This is a genomic window from Stenotrophomonas sp. STEN029 (assembly GCF_056760015.1).
The window spans coordinates 1-21505 of the sequence record NZ_JBRREC010000086.1 but is presented as its reverse complement, the minus strand read 5'-3'; the positions used below and the strand labels follow the sequence as shown (position 1 = coordinate 21505).

The 21505-nt window shown below is 64.6% G+C and carries 16 protein-coding genes; 1 reads left to right on the top strand and 15 read right to left on the bottom strand.

Annotated elements, in window-relative coordinates; translation table 11 throughout:
* Positions 1-117: 117 nt before the first annotated feature.
* The 3 genes from trpA to trpB all read right to left on the bottom strand — a co-directional run bounded on the left by trpA (position 118) and on the right by trpB (position 2811).
* Positions 118-918: a tryptophan synthase subunit alpha gene (gene trpA / locus ACVOLI_RS16650; protein WP_481615262.1), complete on the bottom strand. Its 801-nt coding sequence runs from the start codon at positions 916-918 to the stop codon at positions 118-120.
* 1 nt (position 919) lies between these two features.
* Positions 920-1420, bottom strand: a complete 501-nt coding sequence (locus ACVOLI_RS16645; protein ID WP_481615261.1) for a hypothetical protein — start codon at positions 1418-1420, stop codon at positions 920-922.
* Between the two features lie 173 nt (positions 1421-1593).
* The gene (trpB, locus tag ACVOLI_RS16640) at positions 1594-2811 is read right to left on the bottom strand and encodes a tryptophan synthase subunit beta (RefSeq protein WP_282266633.1); all 1218 of its coding nucleotides are present in this window, start codon (positions 2809-2811) and stop codon (positions 1594-1596) included.
* 94 nt (positions 2812-2905) lie between these two features.
* On the opposite strand from trpB, the gene ACVOLI_RS16635 reads away from it, so the two are divergent.
* A complete protein-coding gene (locus tag ACVOLI_RS16635) occupies positions 2906-3796 on the top strand; it encodes a LysR family transcriptional regulator (RefSeq protein WP_481615260.1) in 891 nt (296 codons plus the stop codon).
* A 206-nt stretch (positions 3797-4002) separates the two neighbouring features.
* Here the strand turns inward: ACVOLI_RS16635 and ACVOLI_RS16630 are convergent, their stop codons facing one another.
* The 12 genes from ACVOLI_RS16630 to aroC all read right to left on the bottom strand — a co-directional run bounded on the left by ACVOLI_RS16630 (position 4003) and on the right by aroC (position 21354).
* The gene (locus tag ACVOLI_RS16630) at positions 4003-5100 is read right to left on the bottom strand and encodes a toxic anion resistance protein (RefSeq protein ID WP_481615259.1); all 1098 of its coding nucleotides are present in this window, start codon (positions 5098-5100) and stop codon (positions 4003-4005) included.
* 63 nt (positions 5101-5163) lie between these two features.
* Positions 5164-5901, bottom strand: coding sequence for a hypothetical protein (locus tag ACVOLI_RS16625; RefSeq protein WP_481615258.1), 738 nt, complete (start codon positions 5899-5901; stop codon positions 5164-5166).
* Complete coding sequence (locus ACVOLI_RS16620) at positions 5879-11239, bottom strand: DNA repair ATPase (protein WP_481615257.1); 5361 nt, start codon at positions 11237-11239, stop codon at positions 5879-5881. Before ACVOLI_RS16620 ends, ACVOLI_RS16625 begins: the two co-directional genes overlap by 23 nt.
* Before the next feature lie 140 nt (positions 11240-11379).
* Positions 11380-13380, bottom strand: a complete 2001-nt coding sequence (locus ACVOLI_RS16615) for a flotillin family protein (RefSeq protein WP_481615256.1) — start codon at positions 13378-13380, stop codon at positions 11380-11382.
* Entirely contained in the window at positions 13380-14069 is a 690-nt protein-coding gene (locus tag ACVOLI_RS16610; RefSeq protein ID WP_481615255.1) for a hypothetical protein, read from the bottom strand. Before ACVOLI_RS16610 ends, ACVOLI_RS16615 begins: the two co-directional genes overlap by 1 nt.
* Before the next feature lie 212 nt (positions 14070-14281).
* Complete coding sequence (locus tag ACVOLI_RS16605; RefSeq protein ID WP_296246060.1) at positions 14282-14941, bottom strand: phosphoribosylanthranilate isomerase; 660 nt, start codon at positions 14939-14941, stop codon at positions 14282-14284.
* Positions 14938-15711 carry a tRNA pseudouridine(38-40) synthase TruA gene (gene truA / locus ACVOLI_RS16600; protein ID WP_282266643.1) on the bottom strand — a complete coding sequence of 258 codons (774 nt, stop codon included), beginning with the start codon at positions 15709-15711 and terminating at the stop codon, positions 14938-14940. Before truA ends, ACVOLI_RS16605 begins: the two co-directional genes overlap by 4 nt.
* Before the next feature lie 45 nt (positions 15712-15756).
* Positions 15757-16116 (bottom strand): VOC family protein, encoded by a 360-nt coding sequence (locus ACVOLI_RS16595; protein ID WP_481615254.1) that lies wholly within the window; start codon positions 16114-16116, stop codon positions 15757-15759.
* A 12-nt stretch (positions 16117-16128) separates the two neighbouring features.
* The gene (locus ACVOLI_RS16590; protein ID WP_481615253.1) at positions 16129-17988 is read right to left on the bottom strand and encodes a FimV/HubP family polar landmark protein; all 1860 of its coding nucleotides are present in this window, start codon (positions 17986-17988) and stop codon (positions 16129-16131) included.
* Positions 17989-18104: 116 nt separating this feature from the next.
* Positions 18105-19130, bottom strand: coding sequence for an aspartate-semialdehyde dehydrogenase (locus ACVOLI_RS16585; protein ID WP_481615252.1), 1026 nt, complete (start codon positions 19128-19130; stop codon positions 18105-18107).
* 81 nt (positions 19131-19211) lie between these two features.
* A complete protein-coding gene (locus ACVOLI_RS16580) occupies positions 19212-20264 on the bottom strand; it encodes a 2-hydroxyacid dehydrogenase (protein ID WP_481615251.1) in 1053 nt (350 codons plus the stop codon).
* On the bottom strand, positions 20257-21354 hold the full coding sequence (aroC, locus tag ACVOLI_RS16575; protein ID WP_481615250.1) for a chorismate synthase: 1098 nt from the start codon (positions 21352-21354) through the stop codon (positions 20257-20259). The genes ACVOLI_RS16580 and aroC overlap by 8 nt, the downstream gene beginning before the upstream one ends.
* Positions 21355-21505: the final 151 nt, after the last annotated feature.

The window sequence follows — 21505 nt, the reverse complement described above, 5'->3', positions numbered from 1 at the left end:
CCCCCCCCCCCCCCCCCCCCCCCCCCCCCCCCCCCCCCCCCCCCCCCCCCCCCCCCCCCCCCCCCCCCCCCCCCCCCCCCCCCCCCCCCCCCCCCCCCCCACTACAGGTGACGCCGCTCAGCGATCCAGCGCTTCGCGCAGCGGCTTGAGGAACCCAGCAGCCGCAGCCGCCGGGCCCTCCGTCTCAGCTATTGCCGAGACCAGCGCACTGCCGACCACCACACCATCAGCATCCACCGCCATTGCCGCCGCACTGGCCGCGTCCTTGATGCCGAAGCCGGCTACCACCGGTGCACTGGAACGACTACGCAGCAGTCGCAGGCGTTCGCCAGCCGCGCTGCTGTCCAGACGTTCGGACGCGCCAGTCACGCCGGCAAAGCTGACGTAATACAGATAGCCCTGCGCCGCCTGGCACAGGCTGTCCAGGCGGGCATCACTGCTGGTCGGCGAGGCCAGCAGGATCAAGGCCAGGCCGGCTGCGGCAAACGCGGCGCGTGGCTCATCAGCCTCTTCTGGCGGAAGATCGACCAGCAGAATGCCGTCCACGCCTGCCGCCACCGCCTCTTCGGCATAACGGGCATAGCCGCGGATCTCGACCGGATTCAGATAACCCATCAACACCACCGGGGTGGTCGTGTTGGTCTGGCGGAAGCGCGCCACGGCATCAAACACATATTGGCGCCCTGCCCCGCGCTCCAAGGCGCGCTCGGAGCTGCGCTGGATGGTCGGGCCGTCGGCCATCGGGTCGGAGAAAGGTACGCCAAGCTCGATCACGTCCGCACCGGCCTCGACCAGCGCATGCATCACCGGCACGGTCGCCTCCAGCGAGGGATCGCCAGCGGTGATGAAGGGAATCAGCGCCTTGCGGCCGGAGGCGCGCAGGCGGGCGAAACATTCGTCAATTCGGGTAACAGCCATCTCAGGCACATCCTTCAATCAGTTCGACCGCATCGGGCTGGCCCCAGTAAATGGAAGTAACCAGGCCATCGAGTGTTTCCAGGCGCAGGGCCAGGTTGGCGGTCTTGTCGGTCCAGGTCAGGTAATCGCCATTGGGCGAGTTATAGGCGTGCGGACTGGTCACCACGCCCGCAGGCAGACGCCGCTTGGCCTCGGCGACCGTCATGCCCACCCACAGGTGGAACGGCGTCACCTCGGCACCAGACGCAGGCTCGGCAACCTGTTGGCCAGGCTCAAAAGTTTCGTTCACGTCAAAACGCACGATGCGGTCGGCGATCACCATCATCGAAATGTTCTCTGGCAAGGAACCCTTGTCGTAGTACTCGCAGTCGCCCTCCATCGCCTCGCGCATGCCGTGCGAGACGAACGCCTTGTCTCCCGGCGCCTTGCCGAACGGCGCGCCGATGCGCAGCTCACCCAACTGCCCCAGGCCAGCGGAGGCGCTGGTGGCAGGGCTCGCCACCGGGGCGGTTGCCGGGGACGCCGCTGCTGCCGCGGGCGCGGCAGCAACCGCAGGCGAAGCTGCAGGAACAGCAGGTTCTGGCGCGGGAACTGACGGCGTACATGCCGCCAAGGCCACGACCAGGCCCAGCAGCAGAGGCGTGCGCAGCAAACGGGGATTCGCGAAGCCAGCCATCACAGCACCAGACCTTCGCGCGCGGCGATGGTATGCACATCCTTGTCGCCACGGCCGGACAGATTGCACAGCACCAGCGCATCCTTGGGCAACTCGCGCGCCAGCTTGATCGCATGGGCGACCGCATGGCTGGATTCCAGCGCCGGCAGGATGCCTTCGATGCGGGTCAGGCGATGGAAGGCAGCCAACGCTTCCTCATCGGTGATGCCCACGTACTGGGCGCGACCGGTATCCGACAAGAAGGAGTGCTCGGGGCCGACGCCCGGGTAATCCAGGCCGGCGGAGATCGAATGGGTTTCGGTGATCTGGCCGTCGTCGTCGCACAACACATAGGTGCGATTGCCGTGCAGCACGCCCGGGCGCCCGGCCGAAATGGACGCAGCATGGCGGCCGGTATGGATGCCATCGCCGGCAGCTTCGGCACCGTAGATCTTGACCTCGCGATCATTGAGGAAGGCATGGAACAGGCCGATGGCATTGGAACCGCCACCAACACATGCGGTGATCGCATCGGGCAGACGGCCGTAGTCTTCCAGCATCTGCGCACGCGCCTCGCGGCCGACGATGGCATTGAAGTCACGCACCATGCGCGGGTACGGGTCCGGGCCGGCGACGGTACCGATGATGTAGAAGGTATCGCGCACGTTGGTGACCCAGTCGCGCATCGCTTCATTGAGCGCGTCCTTGAGCGTGGCCGAGCCGCTGCTGACCGGTACCACCGTGGCGCCAAGCAGCTTCATCCGGTAGACGTTGATCTTCTGCCGCTCGATATCGGTGGCGCCCATGTAGACCACGCATTCCAGGCCCAGTCGCGCCGCAACCGTGGCCGAGGCCACGCCATGCTGGCCGGCACCGGTCTCGGCGATGATGCGGGTCTTGCCCATGCGCGCGGCCAGCAAGGCCTGGCCAATGGTGTTGTTCACCTTGTGTGCGCCGGTGTGGTTCAGGTCCTCACGTTTCAGCAGGATCTGCGCGCCACCTACGTCCTTGCTCAGGCGCTCGGCGTGGTAGATCGGGCTGGGACGGCCAACGTAATGCTTCAGATCCTTGTCGTAGGCAGCAATGAAGGACGGATCGACCCGCGCCTGATCGTAGGCCGCTGCCAGCTCCTGCAGGGGCCCGACCAGGGTTTCGGCGACAAAGCTGCCACCAAAGCGGCCAAAGTGCCCACGCGCATCAGGGAAGGCATGGAAATCGGAGATCGACGGATCAGTCATGACGTCACGGCTACAAGGAACAGGCAAGCACTCTAACGCAGGGCCGATGACATAAAAATGGATAATTCAGCCACCACATGTTAGAAAAACTCACATGAAGACCCGTCAATCCCTGCCTTCACTCAATGCCTTGCGTGCCTTCGAGGCTGCGGCACGGCTGCGCAGTGTCAGCCAGGCCGCCGCCGAGCTACATGTCACCCATGGCGCGGTGAGCCGGCAACTGCGGGCGCTGGAGGAAGAACTGGGACTGACCCTGTTTGAACGTGACGGCCGCGGCATCCGCCCCAGCGCCGCCGGCCATCGCTTGCTGGAAGCAACTTCCGGCGCGTTCTCGCAGCTGCGCGACTGCATTTCCTCGCTGCGACGACCGCAGCGCAATGACGCCTTCGTGCTGGGCTGCCCTGGCAGCCTGCTGGCCCGCTGGATGATCCCGCGCCTGCAGGACCTGCAGCGCGACCTGCCCGGCCTGACCCTGCACCTGGCGGCACAGGACGGCGATTTCGCCCCGCGCCTGGACGGGTTGGATGCAGCGCTGATGCTCGGCCAGGCGCCCTGGCCCGACGGCTGGCAGGTGCACACGTTGGCGCCGGAGCGGATCGGTCCGGTATTCAGTCCGTCGATGCATGGCGCCCATGTGCTGGCCCGGCAGCCTGTTGAAGCGGTGCGCGACCACTCGCTGCTGCATACGCGCTCGCGCCCCCAGGCCTGGCCGACCTGGGCTGCACGCAATGGCATCGATGCGGATGCACTGACCTATGGGACCGGCCTGGAGCATCTGTATTACATGCTGGAAGCGGCGGTCGCCGGATTGGGCATCGCGATTGCGCCTGAACCCCTGGTCGCTGATGACCTGGTCAACGGCCGCCTGATCGCGCCGTGGAGCTTTGTTGAGACGGAAGGCTGCTGGGCGCTGTGCACTGCGGGTGACCAGCACGATCCGCGAGTGGCTGCGTTGACGGATTGGCTGCGCAAGCAGCTTTTGTAGGCGCTCTTGGCCTTTGTGGGAGCGGCGTCAGCCGCGAAGCTGGCAATGCTTGAAAGGCCTCGGAGCTTACCCCTCCCCAACCCTCCCCTTTGCTACGCAAAAGGGAGGGAGACAAGCCTTGTCTTCGGCAAAGGGAGGGGGCAACAGCGCTGGCGTCAGCTGTATCTGACGCATCAGTGGTTTCGCGGCTGACGCCGCTCCTACATTCAGCTGCCCTGCGTCGGCTGTGCCAGCCGCTGCTGCACGTCCTCACGCAGGCGCGCCAATTCGACTTCCGCCTGCTGCCGCTGCTGCATGCCTTCGCGATGGATGCTACGCACTTCTTCCACGGTCGCGATCAACTGCTCGTGGACATGACGCAAGGTGGCCACATCAATCACCGCACGCTGGTTGGCCTTGGCCGTTTCCACCGAGGTCTGGCGCATCAGGTCGGCGTTGCGGCGCATGAGTTCATTGGTGGCATCGTCGATGGCATTGGATAGATCCACCGCATTCTTCTGCTCGCCCAGCGACAGCTGGATGGCGAACTGGCGCTTCCACGACGGGATGGTGATGTCGCGCACGGCGTTGAATTTCTCGATCAGCTGGATCGCATTGGCCTGGATCAGGCGGATCATCGGCAGCGACTGGTCGGCCGCATGCTGCATCACCGTCAAATCCCCCACGCGTTTGTCGAGCAGGCGGATCGCGTTATCGATCTCGCCACGCCGAATGCGCGACTGCGGATCTTCCAGGCCAACCAGCGCGTGCAACTCGTTGTTGAGTTCGGCCAGGCGCTGTTTGCCGGCAGCGATGTGCAGGCCAAGACTCTGCCGTTCGTCGCGGACGATGACATGCATGCGATCAAACTCACCGACACGCTGGCCCATCTGCGCCTGCTGTGCGCCAACGTCACGCAGCAACTGTTCGATCTGCTGGTTGGTGTCGCTGAATTTCTGCACCAGCTCGCCCTTGGAGGCGCGCATGCGGTCGATCAGGCCACCGATCACCGGCACCTTGGAACGCTCGCTCAAACCGTCCAGCTTCAGCGAGCGGGCAATACGCACCACCTCACCGAGCTTCTCGCCCGAGGCATCCAGGTCGCGGTTGCGCACATGGTCCAGCAACTGGCTGGAGAAGGCCGCACTCTTGCCCGCCGCGTCGCGGCCGAATACGTGCAGGTTGCCCGGGCTGATGTCGTCCAGCGTGCGCACGATCTGCGCTATCTGCGGGCGATCCGCTTCGCTCAGGCCCAAGGCGACCAGCATGGTGCCATCAACATCGGCGGAAGGGCCGGCCGGCAGCGGCAAAGTGTCCTGGGTCATCAGCAGTTCTCCTTGAGCAAATGGCGCCACACGGCGCGCGAGCAATCATGTGCAGGATGGTTCTCAGTGCAGTCTAGCCTGCATCGCCGTCACCTCGTCGAGAATCCGGGCCTGCACCTGGGCAGCCTGTTCCAGTTGCGCCTGCTTGTCGGCGGCGCGCGCAGCCAGGCTTTGCTGCCGCCAAAGTGGTAACAACACGTCGCGTATGCGCAGGTAACGCTCGACCAGCTCCACGCCCTGGGCGTGCAGCAGGCGTAGCTGTTCGGCCTCGGACTGCCGCAGCCGGGCTAGCCCGCGCAGATGTTGCAGGCGTCGCTGCAGGGTGGCCTGCGCCACCACCTCGGCAGGCGGCGGTATCGCCTCACCGGCAGCAGCCCAATCATCGATGGCAACCACTGCCATCTGCACCCGCCCGACCTGCTGCAGATGCTGGCCAAGCTCCTGCTGCAGAACATGTACGCAGTCGTCGGCACGTAACAGACAGACATCGAGCTGGGCCGCCAGCTGCTCGGCCCGCGCCTGCGCCTCGACATCACGCCCCAACAAGCGGCCAAGCAATCCCACCGAACGGCGGATCTGGCGCCCATCGGCTGCCGACATCGCCTGGCGGATATTGTCCATCTCCGCGACCAGCCGCGCCGCAGCCATTCCGGCCTGCGGCGTACCCAGCAGCTGCTCGATCGCGACCAGCAGGTCCGCGCCGTAGCTGGCCACAGCCAGCGCATCATCGGCTTGCAGCGGCGGCTGCGGTGGCAGCGGCAACACTGGCGGCATCACATCAGGCATCGTCCGGCGCTTCATTGCCACGACTGCCCTGCTGCCCCGGCACCACCACATTGCCGCCGTAGAAATGCCGCATCAGCGCTTCGTCCAACGCCTTCTCTTCCGGCGTGCGCGCGCGCCGCACGCGCGGTGCTGGCTTGCTGGCCGCACCGCCGTCCTTGGACAGCCACTCCTGCAGCTGCGTGGCCAAGCCAGCCAGGGCATCACCAATCTCGCCCTGGCGCTGCTGGGCTGTCGCCAATACCTGCAACAACGGGGTCAGATCCTGCACTGGTGCAACCGGCGCCACTGCCGCAGGCGGTGCTGCGACCACCGCTGCGGGACGCTCGGCAACCGACTGCAACAAGGCCACGATCTGCTCCCACGGCACCTCGACCTGCGGCGCGAGCGGTGCAACCGGCGTGGGCTCATCAGCACGCAGGCCCTGCAGGCCACTGGCAATATCGGCCAACTGCGCGACCATGCGCGCACCGGTGTCGGCATCGTCGCCGCCCATCGCTTTGTCGCGCATGAAGTCGCGCTTGATCTGCTCCCAGCGCGCCAGCTGCGTCGCATCCAATACCTCGCGCAGCTCACCCAGCTTGAGCAGGTTCTCCTCGGAGCCACTGGTCAACAGCTGCGACTCGCCGAGGTAATGGTCGGTGACCAGCTGCTGCAGCTCGGCGGCATTCATCACCGGCGAGATCTTCTCCGACAGCTTGTTCATGTTGCGGTAGCTGCCCTGCAGGCGGAACGGCGGCTCGACCCGGTACTTGTCAGCCTGCGCGGCGCTGGCGATGTATTGCTGGTTGACCCGATACACCACCTCGCGCACCTGCATCAGCCGCTGCAAGGTGGCGACGATCTCGTTGATCTCCGCACCGCTGTAAGCGTGGCTGAGTGCATTGGTCGACACCTCCTTGCCGCCAGCCTTGTCAACCAGCAGATAGAGGTCGGCCAGATCGCGGGTCGCCATCGGCGCCAACACCTGGCTGGAGGTCAGGCTGTTCTCGATGTAGCTGAGCTTGAAGGCCTCTTCCATGCCGCCGAGTACATCACCGAGGTTGTAGATATCGGCACGGTTGGCCAGCATGTCCGGCACCTTGAACACTTCACCGGACTCGGTATACGGGTTGCCGGCCATCACCACGCAGAATTTCTTGCCGCGCAGGTCGTAGGTCTTGGTGCGGCCCTTCCACACACCCTCGATGCGACGGGTGCCGTCACACAGGGAAATGAATTTCTGCAGGAACTCCGGATGGGTGTGCTGGATGTCGTCGACATACAGCATGGTGTTGTTGCCCATCTCCAACGCCAGGTTGAGCTTGTGCAGCTCCTGCCGTGAGGTGGCATCCGGTGCCTGCTCCGGGTCCAGCGAGCGCACCTCGTGCCCCAGCGCCGGGCCGTTGATCTTCATGAAGACCAGGCCGAGCCGGTTGGCCACGTATTCCATCAATGTGGTTTTTCCGTAACCGGGCGGACTGATCATCATCAGCAGGCCCATCAGGTCGCTGCGCTTGTTCTCGCCCACCGTGCCCATCTGCTTGGCGAGGTTGTCGCCGATGATGGGCAGGTAGACGTCATTGATCAGCTTGTTGCGAACGAACGAGCTCAGCGGTCGGGCCTGGAACTCGTTCAATCGCAGGGAATCGCGTTCGCGCGCACTGATGCGGTGGCGCAGTGCCTGGTAGCGCTCGAAGCCGGGCTGGAACTGGCGGCGATGCGACTGCCAGCGCTGCAGGAAATCATCCACCGCCAATTGCAGGTGGCCTTGGGTGACGCGCGCATGCTCACCGAGCAGGCCAGCGACATCGGCGATCAAGGTCACCTCGCGTACCTTGCTGCGCAAGGCCCGTTCGCCGAGCAACATCGCAGCGGCTTCCGGCACATAGCCGGCCATGGCGGCAAACTTCGGTTGGCCACACATCGCCTGCAACCATTGCAGCGCCTGCGCCCATTGCAGGGCCAGTCGTGTGTTCAGACGTTGCAGGCTGCGATCAAATGCATCCGCTTGCCCGGCAGCCTGCAGCTGTTCGCGCAGGCCGCTGAGCAGCTGCCGCGCGTAGCCGCTGAAGGAGAAAGTTGGCTCACCGTTGCCAAGCTCCGACAGCAGGTATTCGGCAGCCAAAGCCGGCACGCCGCTATCGAACGGCAAGCCATGCTCGTCCTGGAAGCCCGCCAACGCCGATGCGATCTCCGTGCGCAAGGCTTCAAGCCCGTCCCGCACATTGAACAGCTTGGCGATGGCGAATGCACCGGCGGCGCGTTCCAACCACTGGCTCACCTCCTCGCGCTTGCCCTCACGCGCCCAGAACAGCAAGGCAAGGGCGCGTGGACCCGCCGCGTGCACCAGCGAACCGGCCGCCTGATACAGCGGCAGAACCGCCTGCAGGATCAACGTCGCATCGTGATCGTGAATGCCTTTCTCGTAGCCTTCGCGGTAACGTGGCGCAGCGAAATCGCGCACCCGCTTGGCCAGCGCATCGGCTTGCGCGGCTTCACGCAGCAACAGCTCCACGCTCAGGCCATCGCGGCCGTTGATGGCCGCATCCAGCAGCAGACCTGCCAGATACTCGCCGCGATAGAGCGCGGCTGATTCCGAATCCAGCGTCACCGGCCAATAGTCGCGCAGCTCCTCCAGCTCCGGATCGACAATGGCCTCGTAGTAGTCGGTGCCAGTGAGATGTACTGCCAGACCATCGCCGCGCGGCAGGATGGTCAGATCCAGCGGCTGGGTGTTGACGCTGAAACGGTGTCGGCCGAGACGGATGATGTTGCCGCCACCTTCGAACAGATCACTGCGATCACGCAGCGCCCGCACCGCCTGGTCGCGCACGCCCTTGAGCCGCGCTTCCACGTCGTCGGCCTTGACGCTGTCCTTGTAGTCGCGCAGGCGATCGGCGAGCTCACGCAACTTCAGGATCAGCGGGTCACCAGCGAAGAACGCGTTCAGCTCATCAACGGTGGTGAAGCGCTCGGTGCGCTTGGCCAGGCCATCAAGAATGCGGTTGGCTGCGTCCAGTACCGACTGCGCCTTGCGCTGGCGCGCATCCAACAAGGTCTGCTTGTGCGACTCGAAGGTATCGAGCAGCTCCTCACGCTTGTTGAGGATGTCGCCCAGGAACTGTTCGTGCTCGCCGAACTGGCTTTCCAGTTCTTCCAGCTGCACCATCAATCGCGACAACTGCTCGTCGGCGCGCTCCGGATCGGTCGCCAAACCCAGCGCACTGGTGATGGCCTGGCTGAACAGGGAGAACTGCGCCCCAAACTGCGCCACGGCTTCAGCCGAACCCAATGAACGACGGCGCTGATCCGCACGTGCGCGCGCCTGGTTGAGCTTGGCGTAGATGGCAGAAATGGCCTCGACCACGCGCGTGCGCTGCGCGGCATCGTCCACCTTCAGGCTGGCCATCAGCTCGGACAACATGTCCAGATCGCCCGACATCACCTGCATCTGCGCGATCTGCTCGGACAACTGTTTGGCGGTCTGCGCCACCTGCGCGGCGGCATCCAGCTCCTGCAATCGATCAGCGAACGGCTGCAGCGCCTTGTCGCTGCCAAGGAATTCACCCGCCGCCGCACCAACCCGGTCATGCGCCTCCTGCAAGGAGACGTTCATCGCATCGATGGCGGCGACGTCGACGTAACGGAAATCGCGCACGGTCAGCAGGCGGCCACGCAGCTTGCCGATGTCGCCCAGCGATTCGACGAACTCCCCGATCTTCGTCCAGTTCTGCGGCTGCAACCGCCCCAGCAGCGTCTTGTGCGCAGCGGTGACCTCGGCCATCGCCTGCGCCGACTGCTTGCGGATGCTCTCGACCTTCTCGTACTCGTCGAGCATCGACTCGCCGGTCGCACTGATCTCGCGCAGCAGCGTCGCGGCACCGTCGCAGTTGGCATCATCCAGCCAATGGTGGGTGTCAAACAGACGGCGCGCGTTATGGGTCAGCAGCTCGTAGCGCGGCAGCGACACCTCGCGGCTGTCGATCTCGCGACCGAGATCGAGCAGATTCGAGATGCCACGCACCAGCTCGGCATTGCCGATGCGGGCCATGAAGCTGGTGCCGGTGGGTGCATGTGCAGCGAATTCATCACTACTGAACGGGGTCTGCCAGACCTGCATCGGGTGGACGCGGGTAGGTTCCTCGTTCTCGGCATTGAACAGCACCATCCGGCCATCGCGCATGAAGGCGTAGCCCATGCCGAACACCGGGTTCTGCAGCACGCGCTGGATGCTGTTGTAGACGAACAGCGCCGACTTGCCGGCTTCGCGCTCGTAGAAGATGTACAGCATGTCCTCGCCATTGGGCGAACGGATCGAGCGCTTGTAACGCATGCCCTGCATCGAGGCATCGAACGCCTTGTGCTCGCCGCTTTGCAGGTAATAGCCACCGGGAAAGATGACGCCATGGTCATCGGGCAGCTGCACGCAGGCCTGGACGATGGCGTCGTTGCGCACCACCTTGCCGGTCAGCGTGTTGTAGATCAGGCCACGCCAGCTGTCCTCGCGGTACGGCTGGATCTTCAGCAAGATCAGCGAGCCGACCTTGGCGAAGTCAATGGTCGCGTCGTCCACCGACTGCGTGCTGTCCTCGACCGGCTCGCTGTAAACGCCCTTCCCGGTCTCGGTATTGTTCTCGACCTTGATGGTCAGGTCACCACCGGTGGTCTCGACGAAGATGGTGTCGAGGATGTTCAGGTGCGGGAAGCGACCGGTGATCAACATGTCGCGGCCGGCACGCATCCATTCGAAGTCGAATGGCGGCGGCAGCGCGATATCACGCTCGCCACGTGCATCGATGTAGGTCAGCTCGCCACTGGGTGCCATCGCCCAGCGGAATACGCGCACATCAGTGCTGCGCTCGCCGATCTGGAAGGCAGCCAGCAACTTGCCGTCGCGCACGATCAGCTGCAGCAGGCGCGCATTCTTGTAGTACGCGTAGAGCTCACCAAAATCGTGGACGAAGCCCGCCTGGGCCAGGAAACTGCTTTTCAGGTCCACCGGGGTGACGTCGTAGCCTTCGGCACCGTCCACCAGGCGATAGAGCCCGAACACATCCTCGATGCGGGTCTGTGTCTTCAAGCCGATGAAGACGTTGTAGCCGAACAGCAGCAGGTCGTCGCCGACCTGTACCACATCGCGGCCAACGCAGTTGTTCTCGCTGCGGATGCGGAAGCGCCCGATCACTTCCATCCGGCTGTCGCCGAACTCCTGCAGCCTGCGCTGGTTCAGCGCGTCCACCACCTGCCGCAGACGTGCGCCCTGATCGCTCAGACGTTTGCGCAGCACCTCATAGGCACCGCCCTGCGCCACCGCCTGATCGGCGATGGAGCCGCCTTCCGGCGTAGCGGCAGCGTCCAGATTTGTATCGGCCATCGATTGTTCCCTGCTCTGACATCGGCAGATTCCGCCCTCGGGACGGAATCCCCGACGCCCTCATGCTCGTGTGCCGCCAGCTCCAGCCAAGCGACGCATCAACGCCCCACGCGGTGCACCCGCGCGGGGCACGCCAACGCTCAACCTGCGTCCGACTCCATCGCCGGCGTATCGGCACCACGCCGGGCCGGCAGGCCGCGCGCGGACATGTCCACGCCCAGGTAGCGCTGCATCAGGTCCTGCACGATCGGACTCTTGTCGGTGAGGCCCTCAATCGACTTGCCCAGCGACACCGCCTTGACCAGGTTCTCGAACATGCCACCGTCGCCGCCGACCATGTCGATCCTGGCGTTGCGCAGCGCACTGGCGATGACCTCGGCATTTTCCTTGGTCACTTCCTTGCCGGCATCGATCGCCGCCAGGGCCTGACGCAGGCCGGTTTCCAGGGTCATGCGGAACTCTTCGTGGCCGCGTGCGGTATCGCCGAGCGAATCGATGGCCTGGAACTTGCGGGTCAAACCGTCGGCTTCGGCGAACAGCTTCTTCTCGATGACCGCGGCTTCGGCCACGCCCAGCGTTTCGGTTGCCGTTGCCTTGGCACGGCCCATCTGCTCCTCGCCCTGCGCACGCGCGGCCAGCTGCTCGGCCAGCACCTTGGCTTCGGCCGTACCCTGCTTCAGATTGGCGTCGGCCATCGCATCGACGACGCGGGCTTCGGCAATACCAACCTTCTCGATGGCCAGCGCGCTGGCTTCCTTGACCTGTGCATCCGCCAGACCCGGCGCGGCACGCTCGGCGCGCACGCCATCGGCCAGTGCTTTCTTGGCTTCGGCCTGCTTGCCGGCGGCATCGAATTCGGCCTGCGCCAGCGTGGTGATCTCCACCGCGCGGTGCTTGGCAGCAGCTTCGCTGGCCTCGGCCTCCTTGACCTGCTTGAGCATGGCTTCCTGCGCCTGCGCCTCGGCTTCGAGGATGGCGACCTGCTTCAGGCGGTCAGCTTCCGATACCTGGCGCACTTCCTTGATGCGCTCTTCTTCCTGCGCCACGGTCTTGTCGATGGAGATGCGCTCACGGGTGATGTTGGCAACATCCATCTTGCCCTGCTCGACCACCTTGTCGCGCTCCACGCCCTGCAGCTGCACTTCACGATCGGTGGTGACCTGCTCCAGCTGGCGGGCACGGGCGACGCGCTCGACTTCGATGGCAACGGCGCGCTGACGGTTCTGCTCGGCCACTTCCACTTCGCGCAGGCGGTTCTGGTCGCGGATGTCGATCAGCTGCTGCGCTTCGATGCGGGCATTCTCGGACAGCTGGCGCTGTTCTTCCTGCACCTTCAGGGTCTCGGCTTCCTCGCGGGCGCGGATGGTTTCCACCTCACGGCGCTGGCGTGCCTCGGCCTCTGCCTGCTGCCGCTCAAGCGCCAGCGTGGCTTCCTTGGCCTCGACATTCTTCTTGGTGATGGCCAGGCGCTCGTTCTGCGCCAGCTCGTTGGTGATCACGTTCTGCGCGGCGGTCAGCTCGGTGATCTTGCGGATGCCTTCGGCATCGAGGATGTTGCTCGGGTCAAGCAGCGACTTCGGGGTCTGCTCCAGGTAGTCGATGGCCACGTCTTCCAGCGCGTAGCCATTCAAGTCATTGCCGATCACCGCGATGATCTCGTCGCGGAACTCCTGCCGCTTCTCGAACAACTGGGTGAAGTCGAACTTCTTGCCCACGGTCTTCAAGGCTTCGGAGAACTTGGCGTTGAACAGGTCATCCACCGCGTTCTTGTCCGAGGCGCGGTCTGCACCGATGGCCTTGGCCACACGCAGTACATCGGCCTGGGTTTCGTTGACGCGCAGGTAGAACGCCACGGTGATGTCGGCGCGCATGTTGTCGCGGCAGATCAGGCCTTCCTTGCCACGGCGATCAACCTGCAGGGTGATCAGGCTGATCTTCATGTGCTCGGCGCGGTACAGCACCGGAATGATCAGGGCGCCGGTAAAGTGCACCTTGGGCTGCGAACTCATGTCGTTCACGATCAGCGCGGTGCCTTGGTCAACCTTCTTGTAGAAGGCTTTGAACAAACCCGCCAAACCAAGGAAAAACACCAACAGGGCAGCAACCCCGATAATGAAAGGGGCCAGCGCAGCAGTACTCATCAGTGGATCTCCTTGTCGCCTGATACATCAGAAGGGAAAACGTCCAAGCCTGGCAGGTCGGTATCGGCGACCACCAGGTAGTGATTCTTGTCGGGCAGGTATTCCACCAGCCTTACACGTTGGCCACGCGGCAAACGGCTGCCTTCGCGGGTACGTACATGCAGGATCAGGCCGGCACCGCCGTCATCCATGCTGGCATAGCCCTGCGTGGCGGTGACTTCCGGTGAGGTGACCTGGGCAAACCGGCCGAGGATGGACTCCTGGGCAACCGGCCGAAGCTTGAGCAGCAATCGGCGTATTGGCCGCAGCACCCAGGCCGACACCACCGCACCGGGAATCAAGGCGGCAATGGCCACCACCGTGCCGACACCCCAGCGCAGGGGCACCGGCAGTGACTGCAGGAAGAAAAGTTGAACCAGATAGGTGATGGTCCAGCCGAAAAAGGCCAGCAGCAACACCACCAGCATGGTCGGCGCACCACCGAGGCCGAGCCGCGCGAACATCGCGGCAATGCCGGTCGCGCCATGCTCACCGCCATGGGAATGAAAGTCGGCGCCGTCGCCGCTACCAATGCCACCCTCATCGACGATACCGGTCGCGGCCAGCAACCAGTAGATGACAGCGAACGCGAACACGACGCTGTAAGGCAACGTCGGGTAGGACAGCGCTACTTCCAGAAACTCCGCCATGCACACTTTCCTTGTGGCGCCCAGCTGCTCAGCGGGAACTGCCCCAGCCTGCAAGCTGTGACAGCAACATCCGTTTCCCACAGGCATCCGTGCTTGTCGCCGTGGACACCATCATAAGGGAATCAGCCCGGACATGCCCTGCGACCGGATCCCAAAAGTGCGGCAGCCCGGGCAGCACCAGTGCAATACATCGCCACGCTCAGCGCGCGTATTCAGTCCTGCTCGACATGCAGGTCGGCGCGGCGTACTTCTTCGACGAACTGGCGCATCTTGTAGCCGTCCTTGATCCCCGGCGACACCTCGATGCCGCTGGACACGTCCACGCCCCAAGGCTGGGTCGCGAGAATGGCGTCGTGCACGTTCTCCGGGCGAATCCCCCCGGCCAGCAGGTACGGCCGGTGCACACCGGGCGGAATCTGCGACCAGTCAAAGGCGACGCCGGTGCCGCCGCTGCCACCGGCCACGTGGCTGTCGAACAGGAAGCCCGCGGCATGCGGATACATCTGCTGCAACCCGCGCGCGGTGACGTCGCTGCGTCCGCCCATCGCAATCGCCTTCAGGTACGGCATGTTGAAGCTGCGGCAGAACGCATCGTCCTCGTCGCCATGGAACTGCAACAGGGTTGGCCGCACCGCGCGCAGCACCTCGCGAACTTCCTCGCGATTGTTCTGCTGGAACAAGGCCACCACTTCGACCATCGGTGCGATCGCCTGGCGCATGGCGCGCGCCTCGGATGGTGCCACCCTGCGGGCACTGCCCTTGGCGAAGATGAAACCGATGGCATCCACACCCAACTCGGTGGCCAGACGGATGTCGCCTGCGCGGGTCATGCCGCAGAATTTGATGCGGGTACGAAACAGCGTACGGCTCACAGTGTCACCTCGTCCGGCAGCTTCCAGAGCTCAGGATACAGCGGACCGACGAATACCAGGCCCTGCGGCGGTGCGGTTGGCCCTGCCAGGTTGCGATCACGGCCTGCCAGCAGTTCCCCGATCCAGCTTTCAGGCTTTTCGCCAGCGCCCACCATCATCAGCGAACCGACGATGTTGCGCACCATGTGATGCAGGAAGGCATTGGCCTGGACCTCGACCTCGACCACCTCGCCCTGGCGCCGCACGGCGATCGATTGCAATTCACGGCGGGCATGCAAGGCCTGGCATTGCGCGCTGCGGAATGCACCGAAGTCGTTCTCACCGAGCAGCGCCTGCGCCGCCCGATGCATGGCATCAGCGTCCAGCGGGCGCCGATCCCAGCTCAGGATCTGCCGGTACAGCGCCGGCCGTACCTGGCGGTTGAGGATACGGTAGCGATAACGTCGCGCCTTGGCCGAAAACCGCGCATGGAACTCATCCACCACCGGCACGCACCAGCGCACGCAGATCGACGGCGGCAACCGCGTGGTGGTACCCAGCACCCAGCCACGCGGCGCACGCTCGACATCACTGTCGAAGTGCACGACCTGGCATTCACCGTGCACGCCGGCATCGGTACGCCCTGCACACACCACACTGATCGGCGCATTGGCGACCGAAGACAGTGCCTCCTGCAACGTGGCCTGCACACTCGCGCAGCCGTGCTCGCCAAGCTGTTGCCAGCCCTTGAACTCGCTGCCGTCGTACTCCACGCCCAGCGCATAGCGCATCATTGAACCTCTGATCTTGTTGGAACCGGTGGAACCATGCCCAACTCAGTCGTTGTCGCGCTCTGACCACACAGCCAGTTCGTTGCCACCCGGTTCCAGGAATTGGAACCGCCGACCACCGGGAAAAGTGAAGATCGGCTTGACCACTTCACCGCCCTGCGTTGCGATGACCTCGAGCAGCGGGCCCAGCTGTGCGGCATACAGCACCAGCAGCGGCGCGCCCACGCTGGTCGTCGCCGGCGTGCCACGGAAGAAGCCGCCCTGCAGCTCACCGTCATCAAAAGCAGTGTAATCCGGGCCGTAGTCTTCAAACGTCCAGCCGAACACCTGCTCGAAGAAAACACGACTCGCCGCAGGGTCGCGCGAGGCGAATTCCACGTAGTCAATCCGCCGCTCGCGTTTCATTGCAACTCTCCGTCAGGCCATGCGGCCAAGTAATTCCAGCGCTTCACTGCGTGCCTGCGGATCAGCGCTGGCAGCAACCTCGTTGAGCAGGGTACGCGCAGTCTCGGCATCGCCAAGATCGAGATAGGCAATGGCCAACTCCAGCCGTTCACGACCAGCAGGTGCCGGTGCCAGCGGCGCAACCGCAGCCACGTCACCGGCCAGCCAACCCGCCTCATCGGCCGCAGCCGGCTCGGGTTGCGCAGGCACGGGCTCGACCACCGCATCGAACTGCCGCGAGGCCTCAAACAGCAGCACCGGCTTGTGTGCAACCGCCGGCGCAGCCACCGGAAGCACCGGCTCCACGCGGGCCGGCGGGGTGGACTTCAGCCATGCCGGCATCGGTTCTTCATAGGCTTCGGGCTGCACTTCCGCAACGACCGGCAACGGCTGGGCGTCGAGCTCGTCCCGCGGGTCGAATTCGTCCACTTCCGCTGCATGCAACGACTGCTGCGCAGCAGCGGCGCCCATCACCGGCATCGCTGCGGCCAGGTCTCCTGCCTCGAAATCAGCGCGCGGGGCAACCGGCAGTGGCTTGCGCCGACGGCTCAGCAGCCAGCCCAACGCACCCAGCACCAGCAGCGCCAGCCCCAACCAGATCCAGCCAAACGAACTGCTGCCATCACGCTTGGCCGCCTCACCCAATTGCTGCTGGGCAGCGGCCAGATCCGAATCCTTCATCGCAATCAGCGATTGCTGCTGCTTCTGCAGCTTCTCGAGTTCGCCGACGCGATCGCGCAGCTCCTGCAGTTCCGCGTCACGTGCCGCCAGATCTTCCTTGGCTTGCTGCAGCTGTTCGTTGGCCAACATGTCACCCTCGCCACCGGCATCGAGTCCGGTCGTCATTCCCGCAGTCTGTTGTGCGCCGGCCACGGCCGGGGCGATTTCCAGGCGTGCACCACTGGGGCCCGCACTTGCTGCTGCCGGTGCAGCGGCCTTGGCCGGCGCCACCACAGCATCGGCTACGGCCGGCTGCGGAATGGGCGCGCGTGCCTGTCGCCACTGTGCGGCCTGGTCACGAACGATGGCACGTGCCTCGGATGCATCCACCCGTGCCAGCTCTTCCTGCGCTGGGGTACGCAGCACCGCACCCTGCTTGAGCAGGTTGATGTTGCCGCGGATGAAGGCTTCCGGATTGGCCCGCATCAGCGCGACCATGGTCTGGTTCAAGGACGCGCCGCTCTCGCGCGACAACTCGCGGGCGATCTGCGACAGGCTCTGGCCGCGCTGCACCGGAGCCAGCTGGCCTTCACTACTGGCCACCGGCATCGCTGCAGGGCGCGCTGCAGGCGCCGCGGCAACCGGTTGAGCCGGCGCAGGTGCTGCTACCGGCGCGGCAGGTGCCGGCAACTCAGGCAGCGGCTCGGGCTCACGCACGATCAGATTGGATTGGGCCGCAGCCGGCGCTTCGATGACCGGTTCGGCCACTGCCGTTGCGGCTTCGGGTGCGGCCACCAGCGCCGAGTATTCACGCACCAGCCGGCCCTGGCCCCAATCGACCTCGATCAGGAAACCCACCGACGCCACCTGCACCGGCGCGGCACTGGTCACCCGAATCACCGCGCGGCCGTCACGGTCCTGCGCAAACTGGAATTGCAGTTCTCCTACCAGCCCGGTCGGCGCAGCCAGCCCTACGCGCTCGAAGGTGGCCGCTGATGCCAGCCCCGCCTTGGCGTTGTCGAGCTCGCTCGCATCACTGGTAATGACCGGAATCTCAGCCAGCAAAGGCTGTCCCGGCTTGGACAGGACGCGGATATTGCCCAGCCCCAACGCCATTGCTGTGCTACTGAACAGCGCCAGGCCGAGAACCAGCACACCTTGTAATGAGCGCATCGCGCCCCCGCCCCTTGGTTTCATGGCGGCCAATATAACGGCTGACCCGCCTTTCGAACACCGCTGTACCGCCCATATGCAACGACGCCGGCATCACGCCGGCGTCGTTGGGGGGATCAGCCGCCGTTGGCGACCAGCTCGGCGAGCTGCACTGCGTTCAGTGCGGCACCCTTGCGGATGTTGTCCGCCACCACCCACATGTTCAAACCACGCGGGTGCGAGATGTCCTCGCGGATGCGGCCGACATAGACCGGATCGGTGCCCGAGGCATGCGTAACCGGGGTGGGATAGCCGCCAGCCTTGCGCTCGTCCACCACCTTCACGCCTGGCGCGGTGGCCAGCAGCTCACGGGCCTGCTCGGTGCTGATCTTCTTCTTCGTCTCGATGTTGACCGCCTCGGAGTGGCCGTAGAACACCGGCACACGCACTGCGGTGGGGTTCACCAGGATGCTGTCGTCGCCGAGGATCTTGCGGGTCTCCCAGACCAGCTTCATTTCTTCCTTGGTGAAGCCGTTGTCGAGGAACTCGTCGATGTGCGGGATCAGGTTGAAGGCGATCTGCATCGGGAACTTCTTCGGCTCGACCTCCTGGAAGCCGAGCAGCTGCGCGGTCTGCTTGCCCAGCTCTTCCATACCGGTCTGGCCCGCGCCCGACACCGACTGGTAGGTGGCGATATTGATGCGCTCGATGCCGTACTCGCGGTGGATCGGCGCCAGCACCGGCATCAGCTGCATGGTCGAGCAGTTCGGGTTGGCGATGATGCCGCGCGGGCGGTTCTTCGCTGCTTCCGGATTGACCTCGGACACCACCAGCGGCACGTCATCGTCGTAACGGAAGGTCGACGAGTTATCGATCACCACGGCGCCAGCAGCGGCGAACTTGGGCGCGAATTCCTTGGAGATACCACCACCGGCCGAGAACAGGGCGATCTCGACGCCGGCCGGGTCGAACGTGGCCAGGTCCTGGATGGTGATCTTGTCGCCTTCAAAGTCGACCTGCTGGCCGGCCGAACGCTCGGAGGCGAGCAGGGTCAGCTTGCTGATCGGGAAACTGCGCTCGGCCAGGATGGACAGCATGGTCTGGCCGACAGCGCCGGTGGCGCCAACAACGGCTACATGGAAACGACGGGCTTCATTGCTCATGGGGATACTCGAAAGTTTGGAGGGGGAGACACACATCGAGCCAGGTTCGGGGAACCTCCGGCGCGCGGCTGCCGAGGCTCCCTATCGTTTTTTGTCGTCGATTTTTTTGCCGGCAACGGCAATGCGCGCGGTGCCGTTGCTCAGCAGTTCGGTATTGATGGCATTGACCGGCTTGCCGGCATCCGGGCCGATGCCCAGGCCCGCCAGCAGGTTGTCCAGCGCAACCTGCACCATCGCCCGGCGTGTTGCCAGCGATGCGCTGCCGATATGCGGAGTGAGCACGATGTTGTCCAGCGCCAACAATTCCGGACGCACGTTCGGCTCGTTCTCGTAAACGTCCAACGCGGCCGAGGCCAGGCGACCGTTGGCCAGCGCATCGATCAGGGCCAGCTCATCGACGATACCGCCGCGGGCGATGTTGACCAAGGTGGCGGTCGGCTTCATCTTCGCCAGCGCGGCAGCGTTGATGATGTGGTGGTTCTGCGCCGTATACGGCAGCACCAGCACCAGGTGATCGACGCTGGCCAGTAGTTCATCGAAACCGACATAGCTGGCGCCGACCGCCTGCTCCTGCTCGGCAGGCAGCTGCGAACGGTTGTGGTACAGCACCTTCATGCCGAAGCCATGATGGCCACGGCGGGCAATGGCCTGGCCGATCCGGCCCATGCCGAGGATGCCCAGGGTGCTGCCATGCAGATCGGCGCCGAGCATGGTGGTGAACGACCACTGCCCCCACTTGCCGTCACGCAACCAGCGATCGGACTCGACGATGCGGCGCGCGGCCGCCATCAGCAGCGAGAAGCCGAGATCGGCTGTGGTTTCGGTAAGTACGTCCGGCGTATTGCTGGCAACGATGCCAGCTGCATTCAACGCAGGAACATCAAGATTGTTATAGCCGACGCCAACGTTGGCGATCATCTTCAACGCGGACGCATTGGCGATTTCCGCCGCACCGATCCGCTCGTTGAGCGTGATGAGGACGCCATCCATGTCGGCCAGATTCGCACTGAGGCTGGCACTGTCGTGCTTGGTGACCGCATCAGTGGAAACCACATCACAGTGCAGCGCCAACTGTGCGACGGTGTCGTCGAACAGGGGCTGTGACACCCAGACGCGGGGACGACGGTCAGTCATCGAGCTGGCCCGGGATACGTGGGCTCATTTCGCCGACGTCGCCACACTGACCGCGATGACGCATGGCCTGGTCCATCAATACCAGTGCCAGCATCGCCTCGGCGATGGGCGTGGCACGGATGCCGACACAAGGATCATGGCGACCGGTGGTGATGACCTCGACCGCATTGCCGGCCGTATCCACGGTCGCGCCGGGAAGGCGCAAGCTGGAGGTGGGCTTGAGCACCATCGAGGCAACGATCTGCTGGCCGGTGGAAATGCCACCGAGGATGCCGCCGGCATGGTTGGACTGGAAGCCCTGCGGGGTGATCAGGTCACGGTGCTCGGTGCCCTTCTGCGCAGCGCTGGCAAAGCCATCGCCGATCTCCACGCCCTTGACCGCATTGATGCTCATCAGCGCGGCAGCGATATCGCCATCGAGCTTGCCGTAGATCGGCTCGCCCCAACCCGGCGGCACGCCATCGGCGACCACGGTGACGCGCGCACCGACCGAATCACCGGACTTGCGCAGCGCATCCATATAGGTTTCCAGCTCCGGCACCTGCTTGGCATCGGGCCAGAAAAAGGGGTTGTCTTCGACCACATTCCAGTCAAAACCGGCCGGGGTGATCTCGCCAAGCTGCGACAGGTAGCCGCGCACGCTGACGCCGAGACGCTGCAGCAGCCACTTCTTGGCAACCACGCCAGCGGCCACCCGCATGGTGGTTTCACGCGCCGAGGAACGGCCGCCACCGCGTGGGTCACGGATGCCGTACTTCTGCCAATAGCTGTAATCGGCATGGCCCGGGCGGAACTGCTGGGCGATGTTGCTGTAATCCTTGCTGCGCTGATCGGTGTTGCGGATCAGCAGCGCGATCGGCGTGCCGGTGGTGCGGCCTTCATAGACGCCGGACAGGATCTCGACCTCATCGGCCTCACGCCGCGCGGAGGTGTGGCGGCTCTTGCCGGTGGCACGCCGCTGCAGGTCGTGGGTGAATTCTTCGGGGCTGATTTCCAGACCGGGCGGGCAACCATCGATCACGCAGCCGATGGCCGGCCCGTGGGATTCACCGAAGGTAGTGACGCGGAGGAGTTGTCCGAATGTATTCAATGCCGTTGTGCTCTTGCGGTTGCTCTTGCGGTTGCTCTTGCGGTTGCTTTGATGCCGTCATTCCCGCGAAGGCGGGAATCGCTCTGGCCCTGGCTCCGGCCTTTGCTTGGCTGGCGTGAGGCAAGAGCACAATCAAGAGCAAGAGCAAGAG

Coding starts and splice junctions, on each gene's coding strand:
- trpA (WP_481615262.1), bottom strand. CDS start 918: ATGGCTGTTACCCGAATTGACGAATGTTTCGCCCGCCTGCGCGCCTCC.
- trpB (WP_282266633.1), bottom strand. CDS start 2,811: ATGACTGATCCGTCGATCTCCGATTTCCATGCCTTCCCTGATGCGCGT.
- ACVOLI_RS16635 (WP_481615260.1), top strand. CDS start 2,906: ATGAAGACCCGTCAATCCCTGCCTTCACTCAATGCCTTGCGTGCCTTC.
- ACVOLI_RS16630 (WP_481615259.1), bottom strand. CDS start 5,100: ATGACCCAGGACACTTTGCCGCTGCCGGCCGGCCCTTCCGCCGATGTT.
- ACVOLI_RS16625 (WP_481615258.1), bottom strand. CDS start 5,901: ATGAAGCGCCGGACGATGCCTGATGTGATGCCGCCAGTGTTGCCGCTG.
- ACVOLI_RS16620 (WP_481615257.1), bottom strand. CDS start 11,239: ATGGCCGATACAAATCTGGACGCTGCCGCTACGCCGGAAGGCGGCTCC.
- ACVOLI_RS16615 (WP_481615256.1), bottom strand. CDS start 13,380: ATGAGTACTGCTGCGCTGGCCCCTTTCATTATCGGGGTTGCTGCCCTG.
- ACVOLI_RS16610 (WP_481615255.1), bottom strand. CDS start 14,069: ATGGCGGAGTTTCTGGAAGTAGCGCTGTCCTACCCGACGTTGCCTTAC.
- truA (WP_282266643.1), bottom strand. CDS start 15,711: ATGCGCTATGCGCTGGGCGTGGAGTACGACGGCAGCGAGTTCAAGGGC.
- ACVOLI_RS16595 (WP_481615254.1), bottom strand. CDS start 16,116: ATGAAACGCGAGCGGCGGATTGACTACGTGGAATTCGCCTCGCGCGAC.
- ACVOLI_RS16590 (WP_481615253.1), bottom strand. CDS start 17,988: ATGCGCTCATTACAAGGTGTGCTGGTTCTCGGCCTGGCGCTGTTCAGT.
- ACVOLI_RS16585 (WP_481615252.1), bottom strand. CDS start 19,130: ATGAGCAATGAAGCCCGTCGTTTCCATGTAGCCGTTGTTGGCGCCACC.
- ACVOLI_RS16580 (WP_481615251.1), bottom strand. CDS start 20,264: ATGACTGACCGTCGTCCCCGCGTCTGGGTGTCACAGCCCCTGTTCGAC.